Below are 22,535 nucleotides of genomic sequence, written 5' to 3' on the forward strand. Positions count from 1 at the left end.
ATTTAATGTTAAAAATTAATCCTTTAGGTGTGCGGCAGAATGGAATAACCAGGAGAAACCGAAATGATTCTGTTATGGGCAATTTTATTTCTTGTGCTTGCAATCAGCTTATTCATTATAGCTTTTGGTGGTATTGCAGTAGCAATATCATTCTTTACTAAAGTTCTTTTTTTCTTATCACTGATCTGTTTTTTAGTTTCCCTTATTTTGATCGTTATAGAAACAATACAATATAAAGATAAAAAACATTAATTATCATCACTCAGAATAGCAACGTAACAAATTTGCAACAAAGTATAATATAACCTAGGCAATTATACTAACGCTTTAGCCAATAACAGAGATGCTCAAACATGATTAGAAAAAAAAACCGATCAAAAGAGCGCGTTAGCTCAATCTCAATCTATGCCAGCCGTTATGATCTTGAGGATTTCACACTGAGCAAATTTAATGAAGATGGAATGCCCTCTTATGTTGCGAAGCAGTTGATTCAAGATGAATTACGTGCAGATGGAATACCCATTTTAAATCTGGCAAGTTTTGTTACAACATGGATGGAGCCTGAAGCTGATGAGTTGATTATGCAGTGTATTAACAAAAATTTTATCGATCATGACGAATATCCACAGATTGAAAAAATTCACGGTCGTTGTGTGCATCTCCTGGCAGATTTACTTCACATACCAAAGTCAGACAATTATGTCGGTACCGCAACGGTTGGTTCTTCCGAAGCAATCATGCTAGCGAGTCTGGCTCATAAATTTAGTTGGCGTACTAAGCGAAAAGCAACAGGCCTGGACAGCTCGCGACCTAACATCATAATGGGTGCAGATGTACAAATATGTTGGGATAAATTTGCACGCTATTTTGATGTAGAACCGAGAGTAATCCCGCTACAAAAAGGAAAATATATAATTACAGCCAAAGATGTCGAACCGCTTATTGATGAAAATACAATATGTGTTGCCGCAATCCTTGGCACCACATTTACAGGCGAATACGATGAAATTGAAGAAATAAACAATTTACTTCTTCAGATTAAAAAGAAAAAAGGCCTGGATATCCCTTTGCATGTGGATGCAGCTAGTGGTGGTTTTATATCGATGTTCATTAAGGATGGCATCAATTGGGATTTTCGCCTTAAGCAAGTGAAATCGATTAATCTTTCCGGACATAAATATGGTTTGGTATATCCTGGTCTCGGTTGGCTTATTTTCAGAGATGAGTCGGTGGTGCCCAAAGATTTAGTTTTCGATGTTAATTATCTAGGTGGTAATATGCCCACCTACACGCTAAATTTTTCTAATGGTTGTGCCATGATTGTCGCCCAATATTATAATTTTCTTCGCTTAGGAAAAACAGGTTATCAAAAAATTATTCAGAACATGATGACGATAAGCAACTTTATAATAGAGGGTTTGTTAAGTACAGACAAATTCTTGTTACTTGGCACTCGTCGTATGGAACCTGTTGTTAGTGTTGCCCTCACAGATAATAGTGAATACTCAGTTTTTGATATTTCAAAAGCACTACGTGCTCGAGGATGGATAGTCCCCGCCTACACTATGCCTGAGGATGCACAGAATATTGAAGCCTTACGCATTGTAATTAAGGAAAATATGAGTTTCATGTTGGCACAGGATTTCTTAAACGAAGTCAGGGCCGTATTAGCAGAACTTGATGGTAAGAAGGATAAGCTAAGTAAGCCTAGACAGGGGAAAAACATACCGCATTAAGCATCCTCGCGATAAAATTAACGCCAGTTTTCAGATTTAAATCTTCTGCATAAAAAATACGATTCTCAAAATTAGAACTATAATTTGAAATATACTAGTTAAAAACCAGGTGCAAAAATATGAAAAAAGCCTTAAATCAAGACCCATATGAAGCTCGAATTAGCATAGGGAAAAAGGTTATTTACAAAGTCACCGGAAAAAATCTTGATGAGTTAAAGATACTTCTACATGAAAAATGTATGGAAGAAAAATCTGGCACTGAAGGTGAGATCATAGAACTCAGTACTGGCGAGACCATCTATCACTGTAGCAGACAAACGATTATAGACCAGTAGCACAGGCTGATCTTGGTTTGTACATCATATTACCTGATTAAATCCCCACATTTTCGAGGATACATGTTTATAGCTCAGTTGCTTCACTACCACTAATAAGGAGCATTTTCATAGAAAATGCCCCAAATTTCCTCATCTTGTCCAGATAAGCATTTCAAAAAACTTACTAGCAAGCCAACCGACAAGAAGCAGTGTCATGGGCATCATTTCAACATTTCGTATGTTGCTGCAAAAAATCTAATAATTCATGTTCTGTTAAATTTAGTACGTCATTTTTTATATTATGAGTTACTAAATCCTTTACATGTTTATTTATATGTTGAAATAAAAGACCATCCATATGGGGTAAAGCTACTATAATAAGTTGGTTATAAGCTTCGGTATTTCTACCATGCTCGAGTGCATCAGCAATTTGTCTCGAAAAATCATCGATTTGTATTTCTTTGGGATCTGTTTGTTGCGAAAAAGCCCCATGTGCGGCACCGCTGGCTTTGTAATGCCCAGGCTTATCCGAAGTTAATTCAATATCCCGCAGTTTGCTTTCAGGATGAAGAATTTCTTTAAGTAGCGTAAGTTGATAAGGTTTTGTACTTAATTTATAGATGCGGCAAACACTAGAGTTTAAGGTAAGAACCCAAGTTGCATGTTGATCGGTCGTCATTATTAGTACTCCATTACGTTAATGTTATTAATCTATGATTATAGTACACATTGCCTGTAGTGCTTTATTCTGGACACAATAACCCAAGGTGATAGAACTTTAAGCTTATTCTAACAAGCTGATTCGCCATGCATTGTAGGCTGAGCTATAAAGCCAGCAGCCCATTTAAGCCTAACGAACCAATCAATAAAAAGAGCATCTATCAACCAAAATTTCCTTTTTTGAAAAAATCGATTTGAAATTTGGCTTATTCTCAAAAAAACAATATATGTTTAAAATACACAACCAAGGTGCCTTATTTTTCGGCTAAAACACATAAATCGACACCAAAAATGATTTCAGCTGCGAATTACTAGGATGCGAGCCATCTATTTCCGGCATGCGGACTCCGAACGAGCAACGCATAGACCAGCACCAGTGACTAACCATCAGAAAGATTTACTACGCGCCTTCCTTAGCCCCCAATGAGTCGATTTTCTGTGCTCCGATGCGCACATACTTGATGTATGCTCCGCTTAGCCGCTCAAAAATCAACCTATTTGGACTCAATCTAGCAAAAGGTCAACAGCCTCTAAAAGATTGACAAAATCAACAGCCAAACTTTATTAGGAGTTTTTAATGATTAACAATGAACTTATTAAATCAATAAAACCATTTAATGGTCATGTCCTTTTAACCATTTACCCTGGATCAAGAATGAAATTATCATTATTTGCTTTTAAATTAGATAAAACTGAATATGGCAATGCTTTTTACAGTGAGAAAGGCTATTTGGAATTGCACAGTATAGAGGCTGTGAAAAAATTTCTTAATGTTAATTCAAGCCATTTAAATGAAGCGCTTCGCCAAAGTATTCTGGAAGATGCGCAACTTTATTTTAATAATCCACATTCAAATAATACCGAAAATCGCCGATTATCCTTTTTCCATGCGACACAAGAAAAAATTCCGCTCACTAAGCTACAACATATGAGTGAATGGGTCAAAAAGTATTATCCCCCTCACCAGCTTCCACCACTAATGGATGCTTTTAATAATGTTTTTTCTATACTTCTCCCAGCCGTAAAAAGAAAGAAACTTCCTAATAGTCCGTTTTTTGAAGTATTTGAGTTAGAAGGGACAATTAAAATCGACTCATTAACCAATGTTATAGGCAAAGCGTGGAGTGACTTCTATAAATTTCAGCTTCTTGTCCATACAGCAGTTAATTTCCCAGGGAATGACTTAAAAAAAATTGCTATGAATCCACAATCTCTTGGGAAAGAATGGGATCTTCTAAATAAAGAAAAATTTATCTCCGTACTTGAACATTGGTTACAATCTATTCTAGATACTAAAATCAATCCCGTTGATGACCAAGAATTATCTGCAGAGGAACTGGATAAATTGCAAAAAGAAGTAAAATTCATTCAAGATGCATTTCATGAACTGAAAAATGAACCCGTTACAAGTACGTATAATCTAAGCCTATAAAATGCAAAACCAGAGTCAGCGTTTTAGGCTCTGGTGCTAAATGAAGTGCAGCTCAACACGATGGAGGTCACTTCGCCATCGTTGGGCTGCGCAAAAAAGCTCCGTACTAACCTTTTAATCTATTTGCAAAATACCCTAGTTTAACTTTTCCTTTGCATAGATTTTCATCGCCTCAACTAAAAATTCCACTAAATTTGGATGATAGCTTGTATAGAAATTTCTAAAATCGGGATGTTCCAGATACATTTGGCCAAGTCCTATATAACTCGTTTTTGTAGGAACCCAAAAATTTTTTACCCAGTCATAATGTTTTTGTATTAAATCCTGAACTTCATGAGCATCTGGTTTAGCCTGATTAAGCATTGCATTAACAAGTCCTTGACTAATGATCTCACCTTCATTTTTATGTACGTCCCAATCACTTTTTTTCCAATGACTAATATTTTTCCAGCTAGTATTAATTTCTTCTTGAGTCATTGTGCCTTTCTTAATTAAGTAATGTTCGTACTCTTGTTGTTTTTGAACATCAAATCCTTCATACATTTCGATATCACTCATGATTACATTTCCTCTTATATGGGCAATGGTTTTATCAATGGTATTGATAAGAACCGCTGTTTTTTCAAATTGTTCTAAAAGAATAGATTTATGAGCTGTTAATGCTTCAAGTTTATCAAAGCCATCACTCTTAATTATTCTCCGTATGTCATTTAGAGGAAATCCAAGTTCACGAAAAAATAAAATTTGCTGTAAAATTAAAAGTTGTTCCTCTCCATAATAACGATAATTATTATCACCATAGAACGCAGGCTTTAATAAATCGATCTCATCGTAAAAGCGCAGTGTACGCGAACTAACTCCCGAAATTTTAGCTAATTGTTTTACCGTGTAATGCATATTTCTTTCCTCAAATTGACAAAACACACAATAAGGGATTACGTAACGGAAAGGTCAATAAGAACATTAACTTTTTTTATTTAAATAGTTTTACTTACGCCAGGTGGTTTGGGATCAGGTTCTATTGATTCTTCAAAAACGATTGGATTGGACTCTGTAAATTCGGAATTGCCGTATTGACCAATATTTTGTTTTTTGCCATGAAAACGATAATTGACGTAATCCAAATGATGCTGAAATTTTTCAATACTGTAATGAAACAGTTGCAAAAAACCATCCAGCAATTGGACTAAACTATTGCGGTAGGCACTTCTAGGCTGGTGGGAATGCCCTTCAAACTGTAACCAGGTATACGTTTTCCCTTCTCTAGTTACTTTTCCCATAACCAGTTCATTAAAAATTAACTCCGCACGCACAGAATAATCTGGTGTTCCTTTATTAAAATCATCCAGAGCCTCTTGCTCAATGGTTGCTTGATTTTGTTCATTCTTATGTTGCGCAACATATTTGGCAATTTTTTCGTTTTTATAATGAGAACTAAAACGCTTAAAAAGACTCATATGCTTATTTAAATTATCCAAAAATGCGCCATCATCTTCAATACGAACATGTGCTCCAGTAAATAGATGTGATATTAAGGATTTAGAGTGCGATTTATATTGGTTTTGCTCTGACAGCGCTTCAATCGCATTTAAAATCACTAAAGTAGCTTGTAGTGCATTAAGTGCTGGAAGATGGAGTCTTTTTTTAGGATCAAAATTCTTTGTTTCTTTTGGCAACCATGTGCGAATCTCCTCAACATTTTTCAGGACTGCCTTTTTAATTAATTCATCATTAGAGTCATTTAATAATGAATTAATTTTTTGCACTATCTCAGTATATAATAACTCGAAATTTTGAGACTCATGGACTACTCTAGCTGTCGTCATTGGGAACTCCTTCACACTTAATTCTAACTTATAGAAATACCCCGGTAATTAATTATATCACAATGATCTCTTTATGAGCACATAACCTGTGCTATCATATGCGGCTTCTTGTGAACGAACTGTTTAAAATTATACCTAACCATCAAGAATCAATCGTTTATTGATTGTAAAAAAACACTCTAAGGAATTTTAATGCGATTAAAAAAACTTACGTCAACTACTAAATATTCTAGTAAATTTCGTTTTCCTTCTATTACCGATCCAGTGTTCATTCCTCTCAAATCCTTAATCAAGCAAAACACTCGGCTAGACCGCTTGTAACACAAAATAGATCGACCAAGAAAAAATCGTGGTGGTCCAATGTTGCCATAGGTGGCTCAGGAGCGCTGGGAACGTACATGCTTTTAGAATATTTAAAATCGAAAACACCAGAAATGGCTATTCAAGACACACAAGAAAAAAAAGAATCAAAGCCATCAATTACCTTACCTCCGAAAAAAATAGCATCAATACCCTCGCCAACCACTGCAGGCTATTTTACTAAATCATCGCAGCAAGTAGTGAATTTACACCTCTCTTTAAACATCAATGAAGTAGCTAAAGCGCTAGAGGTTCCAGCGAAGAAAATACGCAAAATTCAACAAGGTTCATCTGAAGGCATAGATATTGTTTTTAAACCAAGTTTTAATGATTTTGAGTGCCTAAAAAAGATTTCTAACGAGCTCAAACAACATGATGTTGAAAACAGGTATTCACAATATGTAGATAAACATAAATTGGAGATCCGAGCCGAGGGAGTTGAAGATTTTGTTAAGTTTGTCAATAAAAGGAATGGTAAGGATAATAATCCCAGTTGTTCACCTTAATATTCATCAATATAGTAAACGCGGCATGCTTCCTAAGCATTTGGATAATCCCGGATTATACTGCGCTAATCCGGGTTACGATCCGGTGTATCATGAACGTCTTATCCATCATGTTAATGACCCTCTCTCCCTTCGGGGCGAAGGGAGGCGGTTTAATTTGATGCCTCTGGTCATTTGACCTAATCTGAGGGCTAGCAGATTATTCAGCCCCAAACAGCATTGAGGAAAATGGCGCTGCAATTAGATTGTTTTCATCGCTGCGCGATAAGATTGCAAATTCATGAGAAATTCTGCTTCCGCAGGAGAAAGGTGACAGCTATCTACGATTTCATCGCGATTACCACCCATTTCTAATATTTTCATTGCGTGTTGGTAGCCACCATCATTATCACGCTTATTTTCTAGACCTTGTAACTGATTATCCATGCTTACTAATTGCGCATTCACCTCTTTCAATTGCTTGGAAAATAACAAGTCTGCATGAATCAAAACTGGATGATCTTTGGCAATTTGCTCAACGGATTTCGCCAGACTATCTAGTTTAGCCTGAAAGGCGATCATTTTTTTATGCTGGCTCCATAAAAAATTACCAATCAATACAAAAACAACTACGTTTAAACTCAAAATAATGCTATTTATCATTTTATTTCCTTATCTCCTACGACAACACTATGAGCCTGCTTACTTAATGCGGGATTAAGAAGGCGCTTTGTTTTCCTATTTACTGCAATTATTATACTGACCCTACGATTTAACGCCCTTCCTACATCAGTAACATTATCAGCTATAGGATATTGATCACCATAACCAGTCACCATAATACGATGTGAATCAATACCGTACGCATTTAAAACACGGCCTACTGAAGCAGCACGTGTTGCGGATAGTTCCCAGTTTGATGGATATTGTGGCGTTTCTATTGGCACGTTATCAGTATAACCTTCAATAGAAACAATAGCATGAGATTTTTTAAGTTTTCCTGCTATTTGCATTAGTTTAACCAAAGCCTCTGCTTTTAGATCCGCATCACCTGAGCCAAATAAAGCACCTGATTTAATATCAAGCTCAATCCATCCTTTCTGACGATTAATTTTGTAATTCTGGTCTTCCAATTCAGATAAAGATTGGTTTATATCATCCAAACCATCTTGAAATTTTCCATAAACTTTTTTAGTATGTGGACCATCTTTTATATCTTCAGTAGACTGTTCGCTGTTTTCTTGAGCCTTTTTATTAAACGCCGTGTTCATCCCTTCAGAAAGTGATTTATACTTTGACGTATTTAATGAAGAAATAGCGTACATCACCACAAAAAATGCAAACAACAAAGTAATAAAATCAGCATAGGATACAATCCAACGATGATGATCTACATGTTCCTCAACTTTCCGTTTTCTTGATCTCATTTTTCTTCTGCTGTTGTCCAAAATTATTAAGTTTTAATAGCAAAATACCAGGGCTTTCACTACCAGCAATAGAAACCATGCCTTCAACTATCATTTCGTCGTAATGAACCTGGCGCGCAATACACGCTTTTAGTTTATTAGCTATGGGTAAAAAAACCAGATTAGCCATTCCAACACCATAGACAGTTGCCACAAAAGCGACAGCAATACCAACACCTAATTCACTCGGCTCTGCCAAATGACGCATTACCTGAATCAAACCCAACACGGCACCAAGAATACCTATAGTAGGACTATATCCCCCCATACTTTCAAAAACTTGTGCCGCGTGTAAATCATGGGATTCTACGCGATCAATCTCGGCTTCAAGAACTTGTCGTATGGTTTGCTTGTCAACACCAATCACAAGTAGCTCTAATCCTTTATTAACCAATGGTGTTTTTTCAGTTTCTAAATGGTTTTCTAAAGAAAGCATTCCTAGTTGGCGTGCTTTTCGTGCCAGTTCAAACATTCGTGTTCGGCATGCCTCAAAATCTAATTGAGGAGGTTTGAATATCCAAGGTAGAATTTTAAAAGCCCTGACAAAAGTATGTCTTGATGTTTGCACCAAAACAGCGCCAAGAGTCCCGCCTAAAACAATGAGTAAAGCAGAAAAATTCATTAATGAATGAATGTTGCCACCTTCAATCATTTGTCCAACAAAAATCGCTAAAAAACTGGTCACTAGACCAAGAAATGTTAATGCATCCATACTATTTACTATTCCGGTAACCGTGATTTAATACGGTGTGTTGCCTGACTAAGAATTTGTGAAACACGCGATTCACTTACTCCTAGAACCTCCCCAATTTCTTTTAAGTTCAAATCATGTTCATAATACAAAGACAAAACCATTTGTTCTTTATGGGGTAACCCTTTAATAACCTCAGCTAAACGGTTCATTAAATCACTATGAAACACATTTGCATGAGGTTCAGTGGAGGATTGTCCTTCTTCTCCATGCAAAGCATCATCCGTAACACCTAAATCCTCAAAACCATACAAATGACTACTGGCCGAATCTTGCAGCATTTCATGATATTCAGTCAATGAGATGCCAATTTCAGCCGCGATTTCAAAATCTTTAGCTTCACGCCCGAGTCTATGTTCAACATGTTTTACTGCTTCAGAAATCATTCTTGAGTTGCGATAGACTGAACGCGGCACCCAATCATTCCTTCTGACTTCATCGAGCATGTAGCCTCTAATGCGAATCCCGGCATAAGTCTCAAATGAGGCACCTTTAGACGAATCATAATGTCTCGTTGCCTCCAAAAGGCCAAGCATCCCCGCTTGTATTAAATCATCAAGTTGAACACTTTGTGGTAAACGCCCTAACAAATGATGGGCTATGCGTTTTACCAACAAAGCATGATTCTTTACCAGCGTTTCCTGGATTTGCTGATTTACTTTGCTATAGGCAGCCAAAGCATCCACAATACTCTCCTTATCACAACTAGTCAGTTAAAGAACTCTATCTTTAGTATGCAGAGATAAAGCTCCAAAGTGAATAGTGATGCAGCTTTTATAATTCTTCATCCATTACTAAACGCTCTAAAAAGAAACTTGTATTGCCACCTAGCGAAGACTTAAACGGCCATGAGGATACACCTGCAGCTATGCCCCTAATTGCAGCAGCAGCATGTGAATCCGGGTAAGCCATTAATACCGGTTTTTGACTTTTTACTGCTTTATGTACGTGTTCATCAAACGGTATCGCTCCTAAATAGTCTAGCTTAACATCAAGAAATTGCTCGGAAACTCGGAATAATTTATTAAATAAATCTTTGCCATCTTTTTCAGATCGAACCATATTGGCAACAATATGAAAATTAGACCATCCGTATCGCTTACTCATGACCTTAATCAAGGCATAAGCATCAGTTAATGAAGTTGGCTCATCGCAGACCACAACCAACAATTCTTGCGCAGATCGGGTGAAACTTAACACTGTTTCAGAAATCCCCGCCGCAGTATCAATAATCATATAATCCAAGCCTTCGGTGAGCTCATTAAATGCATCAATAATTCCCGCATGTTGGCGTAAACCCAGTTGTGCCATAAACTCGGTTCCTGATGCGGCAGGTATTATTTTCAGACCATTTGGACCTTGTAAAATAATATCATTTAGATGGCAGGCACCTTGGATCACATGAGAAAGATCATATTTAGTATGCAAGCCAAGCATAATATCGATATTTCCTAGCCCTAAATCAGCATCGAGCAACATGACTTTATTGCCCCCCTGAGCCAAAGTAACGGCTAAATTGACCGAAACATTACTTTTGCCTACACCACCTTTTCCGGCCGTGACTGCAATTACTTTTACAGGCTTAGTACGGGACAAATTTCTCAGGCCAGCGGCCTGATCATTCATGCTATCATCAGCTTTCCACATAATACTCTCTCCCAACACTCTGCCGCTCATTGTCCATACTCTGACGCTCATTACCCCTATTTTGACGCTCATTGCTCATATGCTGGCGCTCTTTGCTCATACTCGCACGTTCTGGGTGCATAAAATTATTTTCAGTTGGAAACAATTGCTGCTCCTGCTGGGCAAATAGCTCAACAAGCTGATGGCGTGTCGCCATTTTAATATCTTCAGGTACACGCTGACCGTGCGTTAAATAACTCACGCGTAAACCAGTCTCAATCGCGGCACTTAATGCCCCACCAATAGCCTGAGCTTCATCCAGTTTGGTTAAAATACATTGATCAACGTAATTGGTTTCATAACGGTGAATGGCATCAATTAATACTTGATAATGGCTAGTTGCAGGCAAAACTAAAACTTTAGCAATAGACTGCATGTGCGTACTTAAAATTTGCATTTGTCTGGCAACCCGCTCATCGGAAGGATTCATTCCCGCGGTATCAATCAAAATTAATTTTTTATCACTTAACTGGCGCAAGACACGTGATAAGGACACTTCGTCATGCGCAAGACAAACTTGTACCCCGAGAATTTTTCCATAGAGCATCAATTGTTCTTGGGCGGCCATACGGTAAGTATCCATAGTAACCATACCTAATTTATCTGCACCAAAACGTAAGGCAAACCGAGCACCAATTTTTGCCAGCGTTGTTGTTTTACCAACACCGGTAGGACCTAAAAAGGCGTAAATCCCACCCTCTTCAATTCTGCGCGTATCACGAATAGGTAATTGTTCGGTGATATGGGTTAAAATGGCTTGCCAAGCACGTTGTTGATTTAAATCAGGACGAACTTGACGTGTCCAAGCAGCGGCTGTAGTTGGACTTACTCCCAGATACAATAGCTTTTGCAACAATACGGTATGTAGCGGCTCACTGCTGCCGCCAACACTTCCACCTCTTAATTGGGCTTCAAGCATGCCACGTAAGGTTTGAATTTCCATGCGTAAATCATCAAACGGTGTTTGTGTTTGAAATTTATCTACTTGACTGGCTGGTTCAGCACATGCAACAGCGGCCTCAGTTGAAAGAATAGTTTCATCAAAATCAATCGCCGCAACTAATTCTACCCCTCCCTCGACATCGCTACTGGATAAAATAACTGCCTCAGAACCAAATGCCGCCTTAATTTGTTGCATAGCTGTACGCGTATCTGCAGCGACAAATCGTTTTAATTTCATAAAGCTCCCCCTGCTTATGACGGGTACATAAAGAAAATTGCTCTAAGTACCATTTCCGTTTTAAATTCATTATTGCTTTTACTGTAAAACCCATGTCCCTACGTCTCACGATTTATCCGTGGGACCTAAGCAAGAATTTTTTCCAATACTTATTGAAAACTACAGTTCTAAGTCTTTAAACTTAAGAGCAATATTCCTGACTAGCATACTTTATATCAGTTAACCAACTGTGCCAATTATTCTTATTTGTTTATTGTCAGGAATTTCCTGATATGACAAAACATGAAAATCATGGGATATATTACGTACAAAGCGCGCCAACACCGAACGGATCCCCGGTTGTACAACCAATACAGAACTTTCTTGTTTTGCCTGCTGTTGCATTGCCAACTGTGTTAAAGAATGTTGTATTTTATCAGCCATGCCTGGTTCAAAGTTTATGCCACTAGAACTGCCATTTTGAATTGTGCTCTGCAATAATTGTTCCAACTCTGGTTTTAATGTGATAATTGATAATTCTTCATTCATTCCACTAATTTTTTGTGTGATTAACCGCGATAAAGCGATGCGTACCTGACTAATTAAAAAATCGGTATCTTTCGATCTTGGAGCTACTTCTGCTAAAGTTTCGACAATAGTCCGCGTATCCGTTAATGGAATCTGTTCTATTAAAAGTCCTTGTAAGACTTTATTGACCATTCCCAATGAAAGACCATCGGGTACTAACTCTTTAACGAGCTTAGGCGAAGTGACAGCAAGTTTATCTAACAGTTGTTGCGTTTCTTCGTAACCCAATAATTGCTGGCTATTGCGTTCTAAAATTTGGCTTAAATGAGTAGCAACAACCGTAGATACATCTACCACCGTATAACCCAAGGTATGCGCCTGTTCTTTTTGATTTTCATTAATCCACACTGCTTCCATACCAAAAGCAGGATCATGCCCTTTTATTCCTTCCAGTTCACCAAATACCTGTCCAGGATTAATCGCCAATGCACGCTCTGGGTGAATAATAGCCTCCCCCATAATCACTCCAGCAAGGCTGATTCGGTATTGATTGGGTTTTAAATCCAAATTATCACGCACGTGAACAGAAGGAATTAAGAAACCTAGTTCTTGCGATATTTTCTTGCGAACCCCTTTGATACGAGTGAGTAAAATACCCCCTTGCGTATTATCAACCAAGGGGATCAAGCGATACCCAACTTCCAAACTAATTACATCTACAGGATTTACATCATCCCAAGACAGCTCGCTTGAAATACCAGGTCCCGGTACTATAGGCGCCTCACTTTCTTGTTTCACTTTCACTTGAAGCTTTTCCTTATCTTGATGAGCCAATAAATAAGCCATCCCACCAAGACCAATGGACAGCAAAATAAATGCAACATGAGGCATACCGGGAATAATACCAATAACCCCCATAATTGCTGAGGCAATAATCAAAGAGCGCGGATTCGCCACCACTTGCGAAATAAGTGCGTGTCCCATGTTTTGAGCACTGGATACACGTGTCACAATAATCGCGGCAGCCGTAGACAACACCAACGAGGGTACTTGAGCAACAAGACCGTCCCCGATGGTTAATAAAATATAATTATGCAAGGCATCGGAAACACTCATTGAGTGTTGAAAGACACCAATAATTAACCCTCCCACCATGTTGATGACCAGGATTAATATCCCGGCAACAGCATCCCCACGGACAAATTTACTCGCACCATCCATAGAGCCATAAAAATCAGCTTCCTGAGCAACCTCTAATCGGCGTTTAATCGCTTGTTCCTGATTAATCAAACCAGCATTCAAATCAGCATCAATAGCCATTTGCTTTCCCGGCAAAGAATCTAAAGTAAAGCGTGCGCTAACTTCAGATACGCGTCCCGCCCCCTTGGTTACTACAACAAAATTAATGACCAGTAAGATAATAAAAACAACCAAACCAACTGTGTAATTTCCGCCAATGACCACTTCGCCGAATGATTGAATGACGTGGCCAGCAGCATCGGTACCATTATGACCATTTAACAAAACCACACGTGTTGAGGCGACGTTTAAGGCCAAACGCAATAAAGTAGCCAACAAAATCACGGTAGGAAATACAGCGAAATCTAAAGGTCGTTCGCTATAAATTACCGCCAATAACACAACCAATGATAAGGCTATATTAAAAGTAAAAAATACGTCTAATAAAAATGGAGGCAGTGGCAGCATCATCATGCCAAGCATAACGACTAGCATCAATGGTGTACCTAATCCTTGACGCATCCAATACTGCAAATGTTGCATTACATTATTCATTAAACATCCTCCTCACGTACAAGTTCAGGTGGAATAGGTACATTTTGTAATATCTCTGGTTTGTAGTCATAACGTTTTTTATCACGCAACTGGAATACATAAGCCAATACTTGCGCTACAGCAATATACAGCCCTCGGGGAATTTCAGCATTTAATTTGGTAGAAAAATAAAGAGCACGGGCTAAAGGAGGCACAGAGATAATGGGTATCTCATGTTCCTTAGCAACCTTATTGATTTGGAATGCCACTAAATCTTTACCTTTAGCGACAACAACGGGGGCCTTATTCCCTTTTTCTTTATACCTGATGGCTACTGCATAATGAGTTGGGTTGGTTAACACCACATTGGCGGTAGGGATTTCCGTCATCATGCGGCGCTTTGCGATTTCTTGTTGCGCGCGACGGATGGCATTTTTTACTTCGGGTTTACCTTCAGTCTCTTTATATTCATCTCTTAATTCCTGTTTGGTCATCTTCATATTCTTGTTGTGCTCATACAACTGAAAAGGCACGTCAAGCATGGCAATTAACAGTAAGCTTGCAGCAACTAAAACGAAACATTTAACAACAATAAGCGCGCCACTACCAATAGCGGTTTCTATAGGGACATGTGCTAAAGAGAGCAAGGTAGGAATTTGTGATTTAAGTACGATGACCGCTACACTAGCGACCAAAACAAACTTAAAAAAAGATTTAATCATTTCAACAAAATTTTTCAGCGAAACCATGCGCTTAAGCCCTTGGAACACATTTAATCGCGAAAATTTTGGCTGCACGACTTTGGCACTAAAAACCCACCCGCCCATCACCAATGGAGCCGCCAAAGACACTACAAAAATAAAAATGAGAATAGGGACCAAAGCCCAAAATCCCATTTTCGCTAAGAAGAATAAACGCTCTAAACTAACTACTGGCGTAATTATTACATTCGTATCAAATTCAAAAGAATGGCGCATCATCAGCGCTAATTGATCCGATAATTGCTTACCAAAGGCAAGAAATCCCACTGCCGTAAATAATAAAGCAACCGTAGTATTAAAATCTTTCGAACGCGCAACCTGGCCTTTCTGACGTGCTTCTTTTAGTCGTTTGGCCGAGGGCTGTTCGGTTTTTTCATCGTTATTTTGCTCTGACATCAGTGTAACATCCCTACAACAAAGCGCATTCCTTCATCAATAATATCTACCATTTGTGCCGCAACACTAGGCAAACCAATTTTAATAACTACAATACCCATTAACAAGGTAATAGGGAATCCTAAAGAGAAAATATTCAATTGCGGCGCAGCACGCGCCATAACCCCGAATGATAAACTAACGACAAGTAAAGACAATAAAGCCGGTATCGAAATCAGTAATGCTTTTTTAAACATCCAGCTCGAAATGGTAATGACATGCCATAACATGGATGATGTTACTCCACTATGACCCACAGGCATTTTCTTAAAACTATCCATTAGTGTTTCAATAATCATTAAATGTCCATTTAACGCCAAAAAAATTAAGGTCATCATGATTAAATACAATTGCCCTACCAAAGGAACACTGGCCTTACTGGCGGGATCCACCATCACAGCAAATCCCATTCCTGCTTGCATAGAAATAATTTGCCCACCCAGAATAAATACCTGAAAAGTAAATTGCAATACAAAACCCATGAGCAGGCCTAAAAGCAATTCCTGTGCGATGTAAACAATATAAGCACCATTAAAATTAAGAAAAGTCAGTTCTTCAGGCACCAAAGGCGAGCAAACCCAACTTAAAACAAAAAGAAAAATTACCTTAACTCGACTGGGCAAAAGTACCGAGGAAAAAACGGGTACCGAAAGCAATAATCCGCCAATACGTGCAAAAGGCCACATTACTTGGCTTATCACCCGTATCAATGTTTGATAATCAAAATCCATCTTAACCTATTAAATAAGGAATATTGCTAATTAAAGAATCTGTATAATTCACCATGGTTTTTAATAACCAGGGACCTGCAAACACCATAACTAAAAAAGTAACAAACAATTTAGGGATAAAACTTAAGCTCGACTCATTAATTTGTGTCGCGGCTTGAAACATCGCCACGATCAAGCCAACCAGCAAACCAGGAACAATTAATACCGTCATCAATAACAACATGACATAAACGGCTTCGCTAAATATAGAAACAACCGACTCCGGGGTCATAACCTCTCCTCTACTGCCGTTAAATTAAAGAAATCAGGCATTCCCGCATAAGCTGGGACAACAGGTTCTTAGAAATTTGAAGCATAAAATTCTTAACTTAATGGCAGTGCTCTTCCAATGCCCTAACTAATCGCAAAACTCGATGCCAAAGAGCCAAGGATTAACGTCCAGCCATCAACCATCACAAACAACATAATTTTAAATGGTAAGGAAATAATCAAAGGCGACAACATCATCATCCCCATAGCCATTAAAACGCTCGATACAACCAAATCAATAATTAAAAATGGCAAAAATAAAATAAAACCAATTTGAAAGGCCGTTTTCAATTCACTGGTTATAAAAGCAGGGATAATGACACTCATAGGTACATCGTTTAATGAAGCGGGTTGTTTATTGGCAAATTTTTCAAACAAAGCCAGGTCATTTTTGCGTGTTTGATTCAACATAAAATCACGTAGTGGTTCTTGTGCATTTGCCATAGCTTGTGGGAATTTTATAGTCTCGGCTAAATACGGCTGCAGAGCAGTGTCATTAATCTTATTAAACGTTGGTGCCATCACAAAATACGTCATAAATAAGGCAATGCCAATTAATACTTGGTTCGTAGGAGCCTGCGCCAGACCAATTGCCTGGCGTAAAATGGATAAAACAATAATGATCCTTGTAAATGCCGTCATTGCCATAAGCATTCCTGGCAAAACCGTTAACAAAGTCATGAAAATTAAAATTTGCAAATTAACACTGTATGCCTGTCCACCATTAGCGCTTGGTTGCATAGTCATTGCAGGTAATGAGAAAGAGGCTGCTTGTAATACAAACGGCAAGAAACTAAGTAAGGCAATAAGGATAAAATAATTCTTTAATTTCATAGTTATTATTTCACTACCACAGATTTAAACAATTCTGCAAATGATGGTTTATTTGTTGAATCAAACCCGAAAGGGAGCTCTTCGCCAAAATCATACAAAAGTGTGACATGCCCCGAACCAAACCCCAGGAGCAAATACCGAGCCCCCACTTTCAACAACATTATTTTTTCCTTAGGTCCTAGCATCATGCTGGCAATGGATTGAAACCCTTTGGATGAGCCTAAATGAACATTTTGTAATCGCTTCACAAGCCAGGATAAAACCAGAATAAGTAATAAAACCAATAACAAGCCCAGCACTACGCGCATGAGCTCGCCTTGAGTAATTGCATGTTGAATCATCTTAATCGCTTAATCCGCTCAGCCTTACTCACAATGTCAGTTAAACGCACACCAAATTTATCATTGACGACAACGACTTCTCCATGTGCAACTAATGTACCATTGACTAAGACATCCAGAGGATCACCGGCTAAACGATCAAGAGGAACAATCCCGCCCTGATTTAACTGAAGTAAGTTACGTATGGTCATTTTGGTACGACCGATTTCTACAGTAACTGACACAGGTATGTCTAAAATCAAATCCATTTTTTCACTGTCAGCTTCCTGAGGCAATGTTGTTTGTTTTGGTTGTTCCATTGCTGAATCTTGCGCCATCCCAATCCCCTAATAACTAATATTTTTTATTATTTTTAAAGCACGTTTTTCGTTGGCTGTACCTAAGGTTGCAGTATATCCCGGGGTACCTTCAACATCCAAGGTAACTATTTCTTTCATTTCCATCGGTATAAAATCACCTGCCTGCCAAGACATTACAGTGCCTAAGGTACTTTTTGTTTGCGCCATTGCAGAGCTGATAACTAACTCAACATCCATTAATTCTTCTTTTAATGATTTGACCCAGTTTGGATCAATTTCATCGTCTGGACGGGAGGCTCCTAATTCCAATTGTTCCTTAATGGGTTCAACCATGGTGTACGGTAAAATAAAGTAAAAATCACCTGTCTCTTTGCCAAAATCCAATGAAAAACGCACCACCAAGAGCATTTCATCAGGTTCGGCGATATTGACTAATTGAGGGTTTGTTTCATCATTAAATTTGCTAATATCCAATTGAATAATTGGTTTCCAGGCTAAAGTCAGATTTGCAATCAGCTTTGTAGTGACCGCTTCCATGACACGCAATTCAGTAGCAGTAAAGTCAGTTCTATCTTTTTGCGCCAAAAATTGTGTACTACCACCAAAATAATAATCCACCAAATCATAAACAAAAGTACTATCAAACATGATAATCCCTTTGCCGCGCAATGGTTTAAATTTATAAATGCTCATCAAACTTGGATTTGGCAAGCTTTCCATGAAATCACGATGCTTGATAATTAACATTTGATCTTGAGTAATTTCAAAATCTTTAGCAGTAAGCTGATAAATATCAGTTGCAAAGGAGCGTACAGCACGATCATAGATTCGATCAAGTACAGGCAATTTGCCTTTAACAATTCGCTCTTGAGAAGAGAAATTAAGTGTTTTTACTTCACTGTCATCAAAGACAACCGTAGATTCAATTGACGAATCGCTCTCGCTCTCAGCATATTTCCCTGCTCTTGGTGTTTTTTTACGTGGAGATTTTACATCGGCAGTTTCCTGGGTTTCTGCCTCTTGAGCCTCACCTTCAGAAGACTCATCAACTGATTGCAGAAGAGCATCTATTTCTTCTTGTGATAAAACATTTTTTTCAGCCATAAGTAATCCATACTATCCAATACCTGAACTCAACCATTAAATTCAAGTTACAACAGACTTAATTGTTTTTTCTAAATCGCTTTATATGCAAAATACATGCCATATAAAAAATTATATTTAAATCAAAGGCCTGTCTTATCCACTTCTAATAATTTGACATAACCTAGATGGTTTCGTCAATGATTTGACAAAGATAAGATATCTATTTCATCAGAAATCACTCATTACTTTCTTCTTGACACTTTTCTTGTGCCATTTTCCGACAATTATCCTGACAATCAATTTGTTCTGAATTTAAACATGCCGAGTTAATGCATGCTTGTGCCGCATTATCGATGCATTGCTGCTTATCGTATTTTTGTGCACCTATATTATCTTGGGGAATATCTGCAGCAACAGCAAAAAAAGAGAGAAAAAAACTTAAAATACCACCTAAAAAAATAACTGCTTTCATCATAATTCCTTTTCAATCAATTCTTAAATGAACTATAGTTTTACACCATAATCAACCGTACAGGCAATCCTACATGCGCAGCAAAAAGATAATAGTCTCTAATTTCAGTCGCGCACTATCTAGCCAAGCCTCGTGTATACGTCCTGATAATGAGCAACAACTGGCAGATTATATGGCGACGCATCAGCAGCAATCACTACTCATCCGTGGTTCTGGCTTAAGTTATAATGACAGTTGCTTTAATACGAATGGTACCCTTGTTGACAGCAGCCGCTTTAATCACTTAATTCGCTTTGATACAGAAACAGGTATTGTAGTCTGTCAGGGAGGGGCTGTCTTTAACGATCTTTTTTTAGTGCATCCCGATTTTATTCCACCCGTTATCCCAGGGACCCTGCATGCAACAGTTGCTGGTGGTATTGCTCATGATGTACATGGAAAAAATAATCACCGTGCTGGCAGTCTTGGCCATCATCTAATCTGGTTTGATTTAGTGATCGGAACTAAAAAAATACGCTGTAGTCGCGAAGAAAACAGTGTACTATTCCATACCACCATTGCTGGTTTAGGTCTTACAGGTGCCATCACGCAAGTGGCTCTTCGTTTGCAAAAAAATACGCGTTTTGTTATAACAAAAAACAAACAATTTACATCAATTAATGCACTAATTGATGCCATGTCACACGTTGGCCTTGAGCATGATTATCAAGTTGCCTGGCTTGATTTACTAAATAATGAACCACGCGCGCTCCTAAGCACAGCAAACCACTGTGACGCAGCGGTGAGAAAGAAATCTAAGTTTCATGCAATACCTAAACTTCCTTTTTCTTTAATCCACTCATGGGATATGAAGCTATTTAATAAATTTTTTTTCAATCACTATAAACGCGAAGAAAAATTAGCACTGCAACAGTTTAATAATCCACTGGATAAGCTCAAGCATTGGAACAGGCTTTATGGCCCTAAAGGATTAATCCAGTTCCAAGCCGTATTTGCACAAGACCAAGCAGTAGAGACTTTAAAGCACTTGGTGGGCTTAATGAGACTCCATAAAGCAACCCCTACTCTTGCCGTGCTCAAACTCTTTACCCAATCAGGAGCAGGCCTACTTTCATTTTGCAAACCTGGTTTTACTCTAGCCGTTGATTTTATTTATAATGAACAGGCCAAACATGCAATCATGGCAATGAATCAATACATTGCCGATACCCATGGGGGTATTTATTTAGCCAAAGATATGCTATTGAATGCGATGCAATATAAACAAGTGTATGCAAACCACAAACAATTTTCGCAAATTCTTAAGCAATATAACTGCAATATGCACTCTGATCTTGCCAATCGATTAGGAATAGTAATATGACAGACAGAACTTGGGTTATTTTAGGAGCAACATCTATAATCGCAGAAAAATTTGCGCATCTTGCAGCTAAAGCAAACCATCACGTGTATCTAGTCGGCCGCCAGGAGGAACAATTGCATCTTATTGCCAATGACATCTGGCTGCGTTACCACGTACGGTGTGAAGTCCTTATTACAGACATGGCAAACAAACCAGAAATGGTGCTTGACGTTTTAAAAGACCATGCTCACGAACTGGATCTATTTATTGCGCACAGCGATTTTACGGACAACGATCATTTAAATGCAAAGACAATTAGCCAACTTATAAAAATAAACATTGAGACAATCGTCTTATTTATCAATACGTACTTAAGTAGAAAACAACTAAAGCATAACTTACTGTATCTTAGCTCTGTTGCTGCTTGTCGCGGTCGAGCCAAAAATAGTCTCTATGGTGCCAGCAAAGCGTGCATCGAAGTATATCTGCAAGGATTGCAGCAAGCAGCAACCAATAGTCAACAAATAACCATTGCGCGGTTGGGGTTTATTGATACGAAACAGACCTATGGTTTACCCGGAATATTTTATGCAGGCTCGCCAAATACTTGTGCAAGAGCATGCTGGAATGCATTAAATAAGAAAAAAAGAATGTTCTATTATCCATTTTTTTGGTGGGCAATTATGGCCATCATTATGCGGCTGCCTTTTTTCATTTACAAAAAAATGGCATCGGTCTAAACGCTATAAAAACGCGACGAACTCAGCAATCAGTGTTTTATAGACAGCAAAATGTTGCTCCTAATAATAAATGGACCCTAGCCCAAACGCTCATCATACGATTAGAAACACTTGAGCTAGGGTTAAATTATTTCAAAATTCGAATCATTGGCAATATGGTTTTTATCAAACCAAAATACTGCAAAATATAAATAACTAAAATGATTAATACCAATATATTAAGAAGACTTTTAATTGCGGGAGGCATAGGAATAAACGCGTTAATTAGCCATAATCCCACGCCAAAAACGACGATTATTGCAATTAAATTCATTAGCTCGCTCATAAATATCCTTATTCATTTGCCAATATGCAAATTATAGCACAAAAACAGATCAAAAAACCCTATTTATAATCAATTTGATCTTACTGTGTTTTTGCTTTACTTTTTAATAAATCACGAATTTCAGCCAGTAAAGCTTCTTCACGAGTAGGTTCTTTTTCCTTCTTTTCATCTTTTTTTAATAGCGAAATACATTTGATGGCAACAAAAATTGATAAGGAAATAATTGTGAAATCAATAATAGATTGAAGAAACTCTCCCCATTTGACTACCGCCGCACCGACGGTAAATGCCTTGCCTGCAATATTGACCCCACCCAATAGTAAACCAATTAGGGGCATGATAATGCCGCTCACTAAGGTGCTAACAATCTTGCCAAATGCCGCACCAATGATAACGGCAACAGCTAAGTCAACGACGTTCCCTTTGATGGCAAACTCTTTAAACTCCTGTATGAAACTCATGCTATCTCCTTGATAATGATTATTTTATCCTTACATCAAGATTAAGACACTCAGTCATTCCCGCGCGGCATTGTTGCGTGGAAGCGAAAGCTAGAAAAAATAAGGAGTTGCGAATTTTAAAAATTAGAGTAGATTTTGCCAAAAAACCCCGACCAAGGAT

General features: G+C 38.1%; 26 protein-coding genes. 6 read left to right on the top strand and 20 right to left on the bottom strand.

The genetic code is table 11. From position 1 onward, the window contains the following. Positions 1-353: 353 nt before the first annotated feature. Both LDG_RS05470 and LDG_RS05475 read left to right on the top strand, forming a co-directional pair. Complete coding sequence (locus LDG_RS05470; RefSeq protein WP_006870192.1) at positions 354-1,736, top strand: glutamate decarboxylase; 1,383 nt, start codon at positions 354-356, stop codon at positions 1,734-1,736. Between the two features lie 119 nt (positions 1,737-1,855). Continuing rightward, a complete protein-coding gene (locus LDG_RS05475; protein ID WP_006870193.1) occupies positions 1,856-2,071 on the top strand; it encodes a hypothetical protein in 216 nt (71 codons plus the stop codon). A 208-nt stretch (positions 2,072-2,279) separates the two neighbouring features. Here LDG_RS05475 and LDG_RS05480 read toward each other — a convergent pair whose 3' ends face one another. Then, entirely contained in the window at positions 2,280-2,732 is a 453-nt protein-coding gene (locus tag LDG_RS05480; RefSeq protein ID WP_006870194.1) for a host attachment protein, read from the bottom strand. Positions 2,733-3,350: 618 nt separating this feature from the next. Here LDG_RS05480 and LDG_RS05485 point away from each other — a divergent pair. After that, positions 3,351-4,205 carry a hypothetical protein gene (locus LDG_RS05485; RefSeq protein WP_006870195.1) on the top strand — a complete coding sequence of 285 codons (855 nt, stop codon included), beginning with the start codon at positions 3,351-3,353 and terminating at the stop codon, positions 4,203-4,205. Between the two features lie 135 nt (positions 4,206-4,340). Here LDG_RS05485 and LDG_RS05490 read toward each other — a convergent pair whose 3' ends face one another. Then, positions 4,341-5,102 carry a MerR family transcriptional regulator gene (locus LDG_RS05490; RefSeq protein ID WP_006870196.1) on the bottom strand — a complete coding sequence of 254 codons (762 nt, stop codon included), beginning with the start codon at positions 5,100-5,102 and terminating at the stop codon, positions 4,341-4,343. Positions 5,103-5,182: 80 nt separating this feature from the next. Then, the gene (locus tag LDG_RS05495) at positions 5,183-6,031 is read right to left on the bottom strand and encodes a hypothetical protein (RefSeq protein WP_006870197.1); all 849 of its coding nucleotides are present in this window, start codon (positions 6,029-6,031) and stop codon (positions 5,183-5,185) included. A gap of 398 nt (positions 6,032-6,429) precedes the next feature. Between LDG_RS05495 and LDG_RS05500 the strand changes: the two genes are divergently transcribed. Continuing rightward, complete coding sequence (locus LDG_RS05500) at positions 6,430-6,897, top strand: hypothetical protein (protein WP_006870199.1); 468 nt, start codon at positions 6,430-6,432, stop codon at positions 6,895-6,897. A 240-nt stretch (positions 6,898-7,137) separates the two neighbouring features. On the opposite strand, the gene LDG_RS05505 is transcribed toward LDG_RS05500, so the two are convergent. The 15 genes from LDG_RS05505 to LDG_RS05575 all read right to left on the bottom strand — a co-directional run bounded on the left by LDG_RS05505 (position 7,138) and on the right by LDG_RS05575 (position 19,507). Further along, on the bottom strand, positions 7,138-7,536 hold the full coding sequence (locus LDG_RS05505; RefSeq protein ID WP_148263521.1) for a DUF2802 domain-containing protein: 399 nt from the start codon (positions 7,534-7,536) through the stop codon (positions 7,138-7,140). Further along, entirely contained in the window at positions 7,536-8,303 is a 768-nt protein-coding gene (locus LDG_RS05510) for a flagellar motor protein MotB (protein WP_006870201.1), read from the bottom strand. The genes LDG_RS05505 and LDG_RS05510 overlap by 1 nt, the downstream gene beginning before the upstream one ends. Further along, the gene (locus LDG_RS05515; protein ID WP_006870202.1) at positions 8,278-9,054 is read right to left on the bottom strand and encodes a flagellar motor protein; all 777 of its coding nucleotides are present in this window, start codon (positions 9,052-9,054) and stop codon (positions 8,278-8,280) included. Before LDG_RS05515 ends, LDG_RS05510 begins: the two co-directional genes overlap by 26 nt. A gap of 8 nt (positions 9,055-9,062) precedes the next feature. After that, entirely contained in the window at positions 9,063-9,779 is a 717-nt protein-coding gene (locus LDG_RS05520; RefSeq protein ID WP_006870203.1) for an RNA polymerase sigma factor FliA, read from the bottom strand. Between the two features lie 88 nt (positions 9,780-9,867). After that, positions 9,868-10,740 (bottom strand): MinD/ParA family protein, encoded by an 873-nt coding sequence (locus tag LDG_RS05525; RefSeq protein ID WP_006870204.1) that lies wholly within the window; start codon positions 10,738-10,740, stop codon positions 9,868-9,870. Continuing rightward, positions 10,727-11,959, bottom strand: coding sequence for a flagellar biosynthesis protein FlhF (gene flhF / locus LDG_RS05530; RefSeq protein ID WP_006870205.1), 1,233 nt, complete (start codon positions 11,957-11,959; stop codon positions 10,727-10,729). The genes LDG_RS05525 and flhF overlap by 14 nt, the downstream gene beginning before the upstream one ends. Before the next feature lie 219 nt (positions 11,960-12,178). Continuing rightward, positions 12,179-14,260 (bottom strand): flagellar biosynthesis protein FlhA, encoded by a 2,082-nt coding sequence (gene flhA, locus LDG_RS05535; RefSeq protein ID WP_006870206.1) that lies wholly within the window; start codon positions 14,258-14,260, stop codon positions 12,179-12,181. Further along, the gene (gene flhB, locus LDG_RS05540; RefSeq protein ID WP_199484659.1) at positions 14,260-15,399 is read right to left on the bottom strand and encodes a flagellar biosynthesis protein FlhB; all 1,140 of its coding nucleotides are present in this window, start codon (positions 15,397-15,399) and stop codon (positions 14,260-14,262) included. The genes flhA and flhB overlap by 1 nt, the downstream gene beginning before the upstream one ends. Then, entirely contained in the window at positions 15,396-16,166 is a 771-nt protein-coding gene (fliR, locus tag LDG_RS05545) for a flagellar biosynthetic protein FliR (protein ID WP_040534633.1), read from the bottom strand. Before fliR ends, flhB begins: the two co-directional genes overlap by 4 nt. Position 16,167: 1 nt before the next feature. Continuing rightward, a complete protein-coding gene (gene fliQ, locus LDG_RS05550) occupies positions 16,168-16,437 on the bottom strand; it encodes a flagellar biosynthesis protein FliQ (protein WP_006870209.1) in 270 nt (89 codons plus the stop codon). A 122-nt stretch (positions 16,438-16,559) separates the two neighbouring features. Further along, positions 16,560-17,309: a flagellar type III secretion system pore protein FliP gene (gene fliP, locus LDG_RS05555; protein WP_006870210.1), complete on the bottom strand. Its 750-nt coding sequence runs from the start codon at positions 17,307-17,309 to the stop codon at positions 16,560-16,562. A gap of 5 nt (positions 17,310-17,314) precedes the next feature. Further along, positions 17,315-17,650: a flagellar biosynthetic protein FliO gene (fliO, locus tag LDG_RS05560; RefSeq protein WP_006870211.1), complete on the bottom strand. Its 336-nt coding sequence runs from the start codon at positions 17,648-17,650 to the stop codon at positions 17,315-17,317. Beyond that, positions 17,647-17,967 (bottom strand): flagellar motor switch protein FliN, encoded by a 321-nt coding sequence (fliN, locus tag LDG_RS05565; protein ID WP_006870212.1) that lies wholly within the window; start codon positions 17,965-17,967, stop codon positions 17,647-17,649. The genes fliO and fliN overlap by 4 nt, the downstream gene beginning before the upstream one ends. Before the next feature lie 9 nt (positions 17,968-17,976). Beyond that, complete coding sequence (gene fliM, locus LDG_RS05570) at positions 17,977-19,053, bottom strand: flagellar motor switch protein FliM (RefSeq protein WP_006870213.1); 1,077 nt, start codon at positions 19,051-19,053, stop codon at positions 17,977-17,979. Positions 19,054-19,270: 217 nt separating this feature from the next. Beyond that, positions 19,271-19,507 (bottom strand): hypothetical protein, encoded by a 237-nt coding sequence (locus LDG_RS05575; RefSeq protein WP_006870214.1) that lies wholly within the window; start codon positions 19,505-19,507, stop codon positions 19,271-19,273. 73 nt (positions 19,508-19,580) lie between these two features. Between LDG_RS05575 and LDG_RS05580 the strand changes: the two genes are divergently transcribed. Both LDG_RS05580 and LDG_RS05585 read left to right on the top strand, forming a co-directional pair. Further along, positions 19,581-20,870: an FAD-binding oxidoreductase gene (locus LDG_RS05580; protein WP_006870215.1), complete on the top strand. Its 1,290-nt coding sequence runs from the start codon at positions 19,581-19,583 to the stop codon at positions 20,868-20,870. Further along, positions 20,867-21,589 (top strand): SDR family NAD(P)-dependent oxidoreductase, encoded by a 723-nt coding sequence (locus LDG_RS05585; RefSeq protein WP_006870216.1) that lies wholly within the window; start codon positions 20,867-20,869, stop codon positions 21,587-21,589. The genes LDG_RS05580 and LDG_RS05585 overlap by 4 nt, the downstream gene beginning before the upstream one ends. Positions 21,590-21,716: 127 nt before the next feature. On the opposite strand, the gene LDG_RS05590 is transcribed toward LDG_RS05585, so the two are convergent. Beyond that, positions 21,717-21,914 carry a Thivi_2564 family membrane protein gene (locus LDG_RS05590; protein WP_006870217.1) on the bottom strand — a complete coding sequence of 66 codons (198 nt, stop codon included), beginning with the start codon at positions 21,912-21,914 and terminating at the stop codon, positions 21,717-21,719. Positions 21,915-21,994: 80 nt separating this feature from the next. Then, positions 21,995-22,375, bottom strand: a complete 381-nt coding sequence (gene mscL / locus LDG_RS05595; RefSeq protein WP_006870218.1) for a large-conductance mechanosensitive channel protein MscL — start codon at positions 22,373-22,375, stop codon at positions 21,995-21,997. Positions 22,376-22,535 lie beyond the last annotated feature (160 nt).

The organism is Legionella drancourtii LLAP12 (assembly GCF_000162755.2).
Taxonomy (GTDB): Bacteria; Pseudomonadota; Gammaproteobacteria; order Legionellales; family Legionellaceae; genus Legionella; species Legionella drancourtii.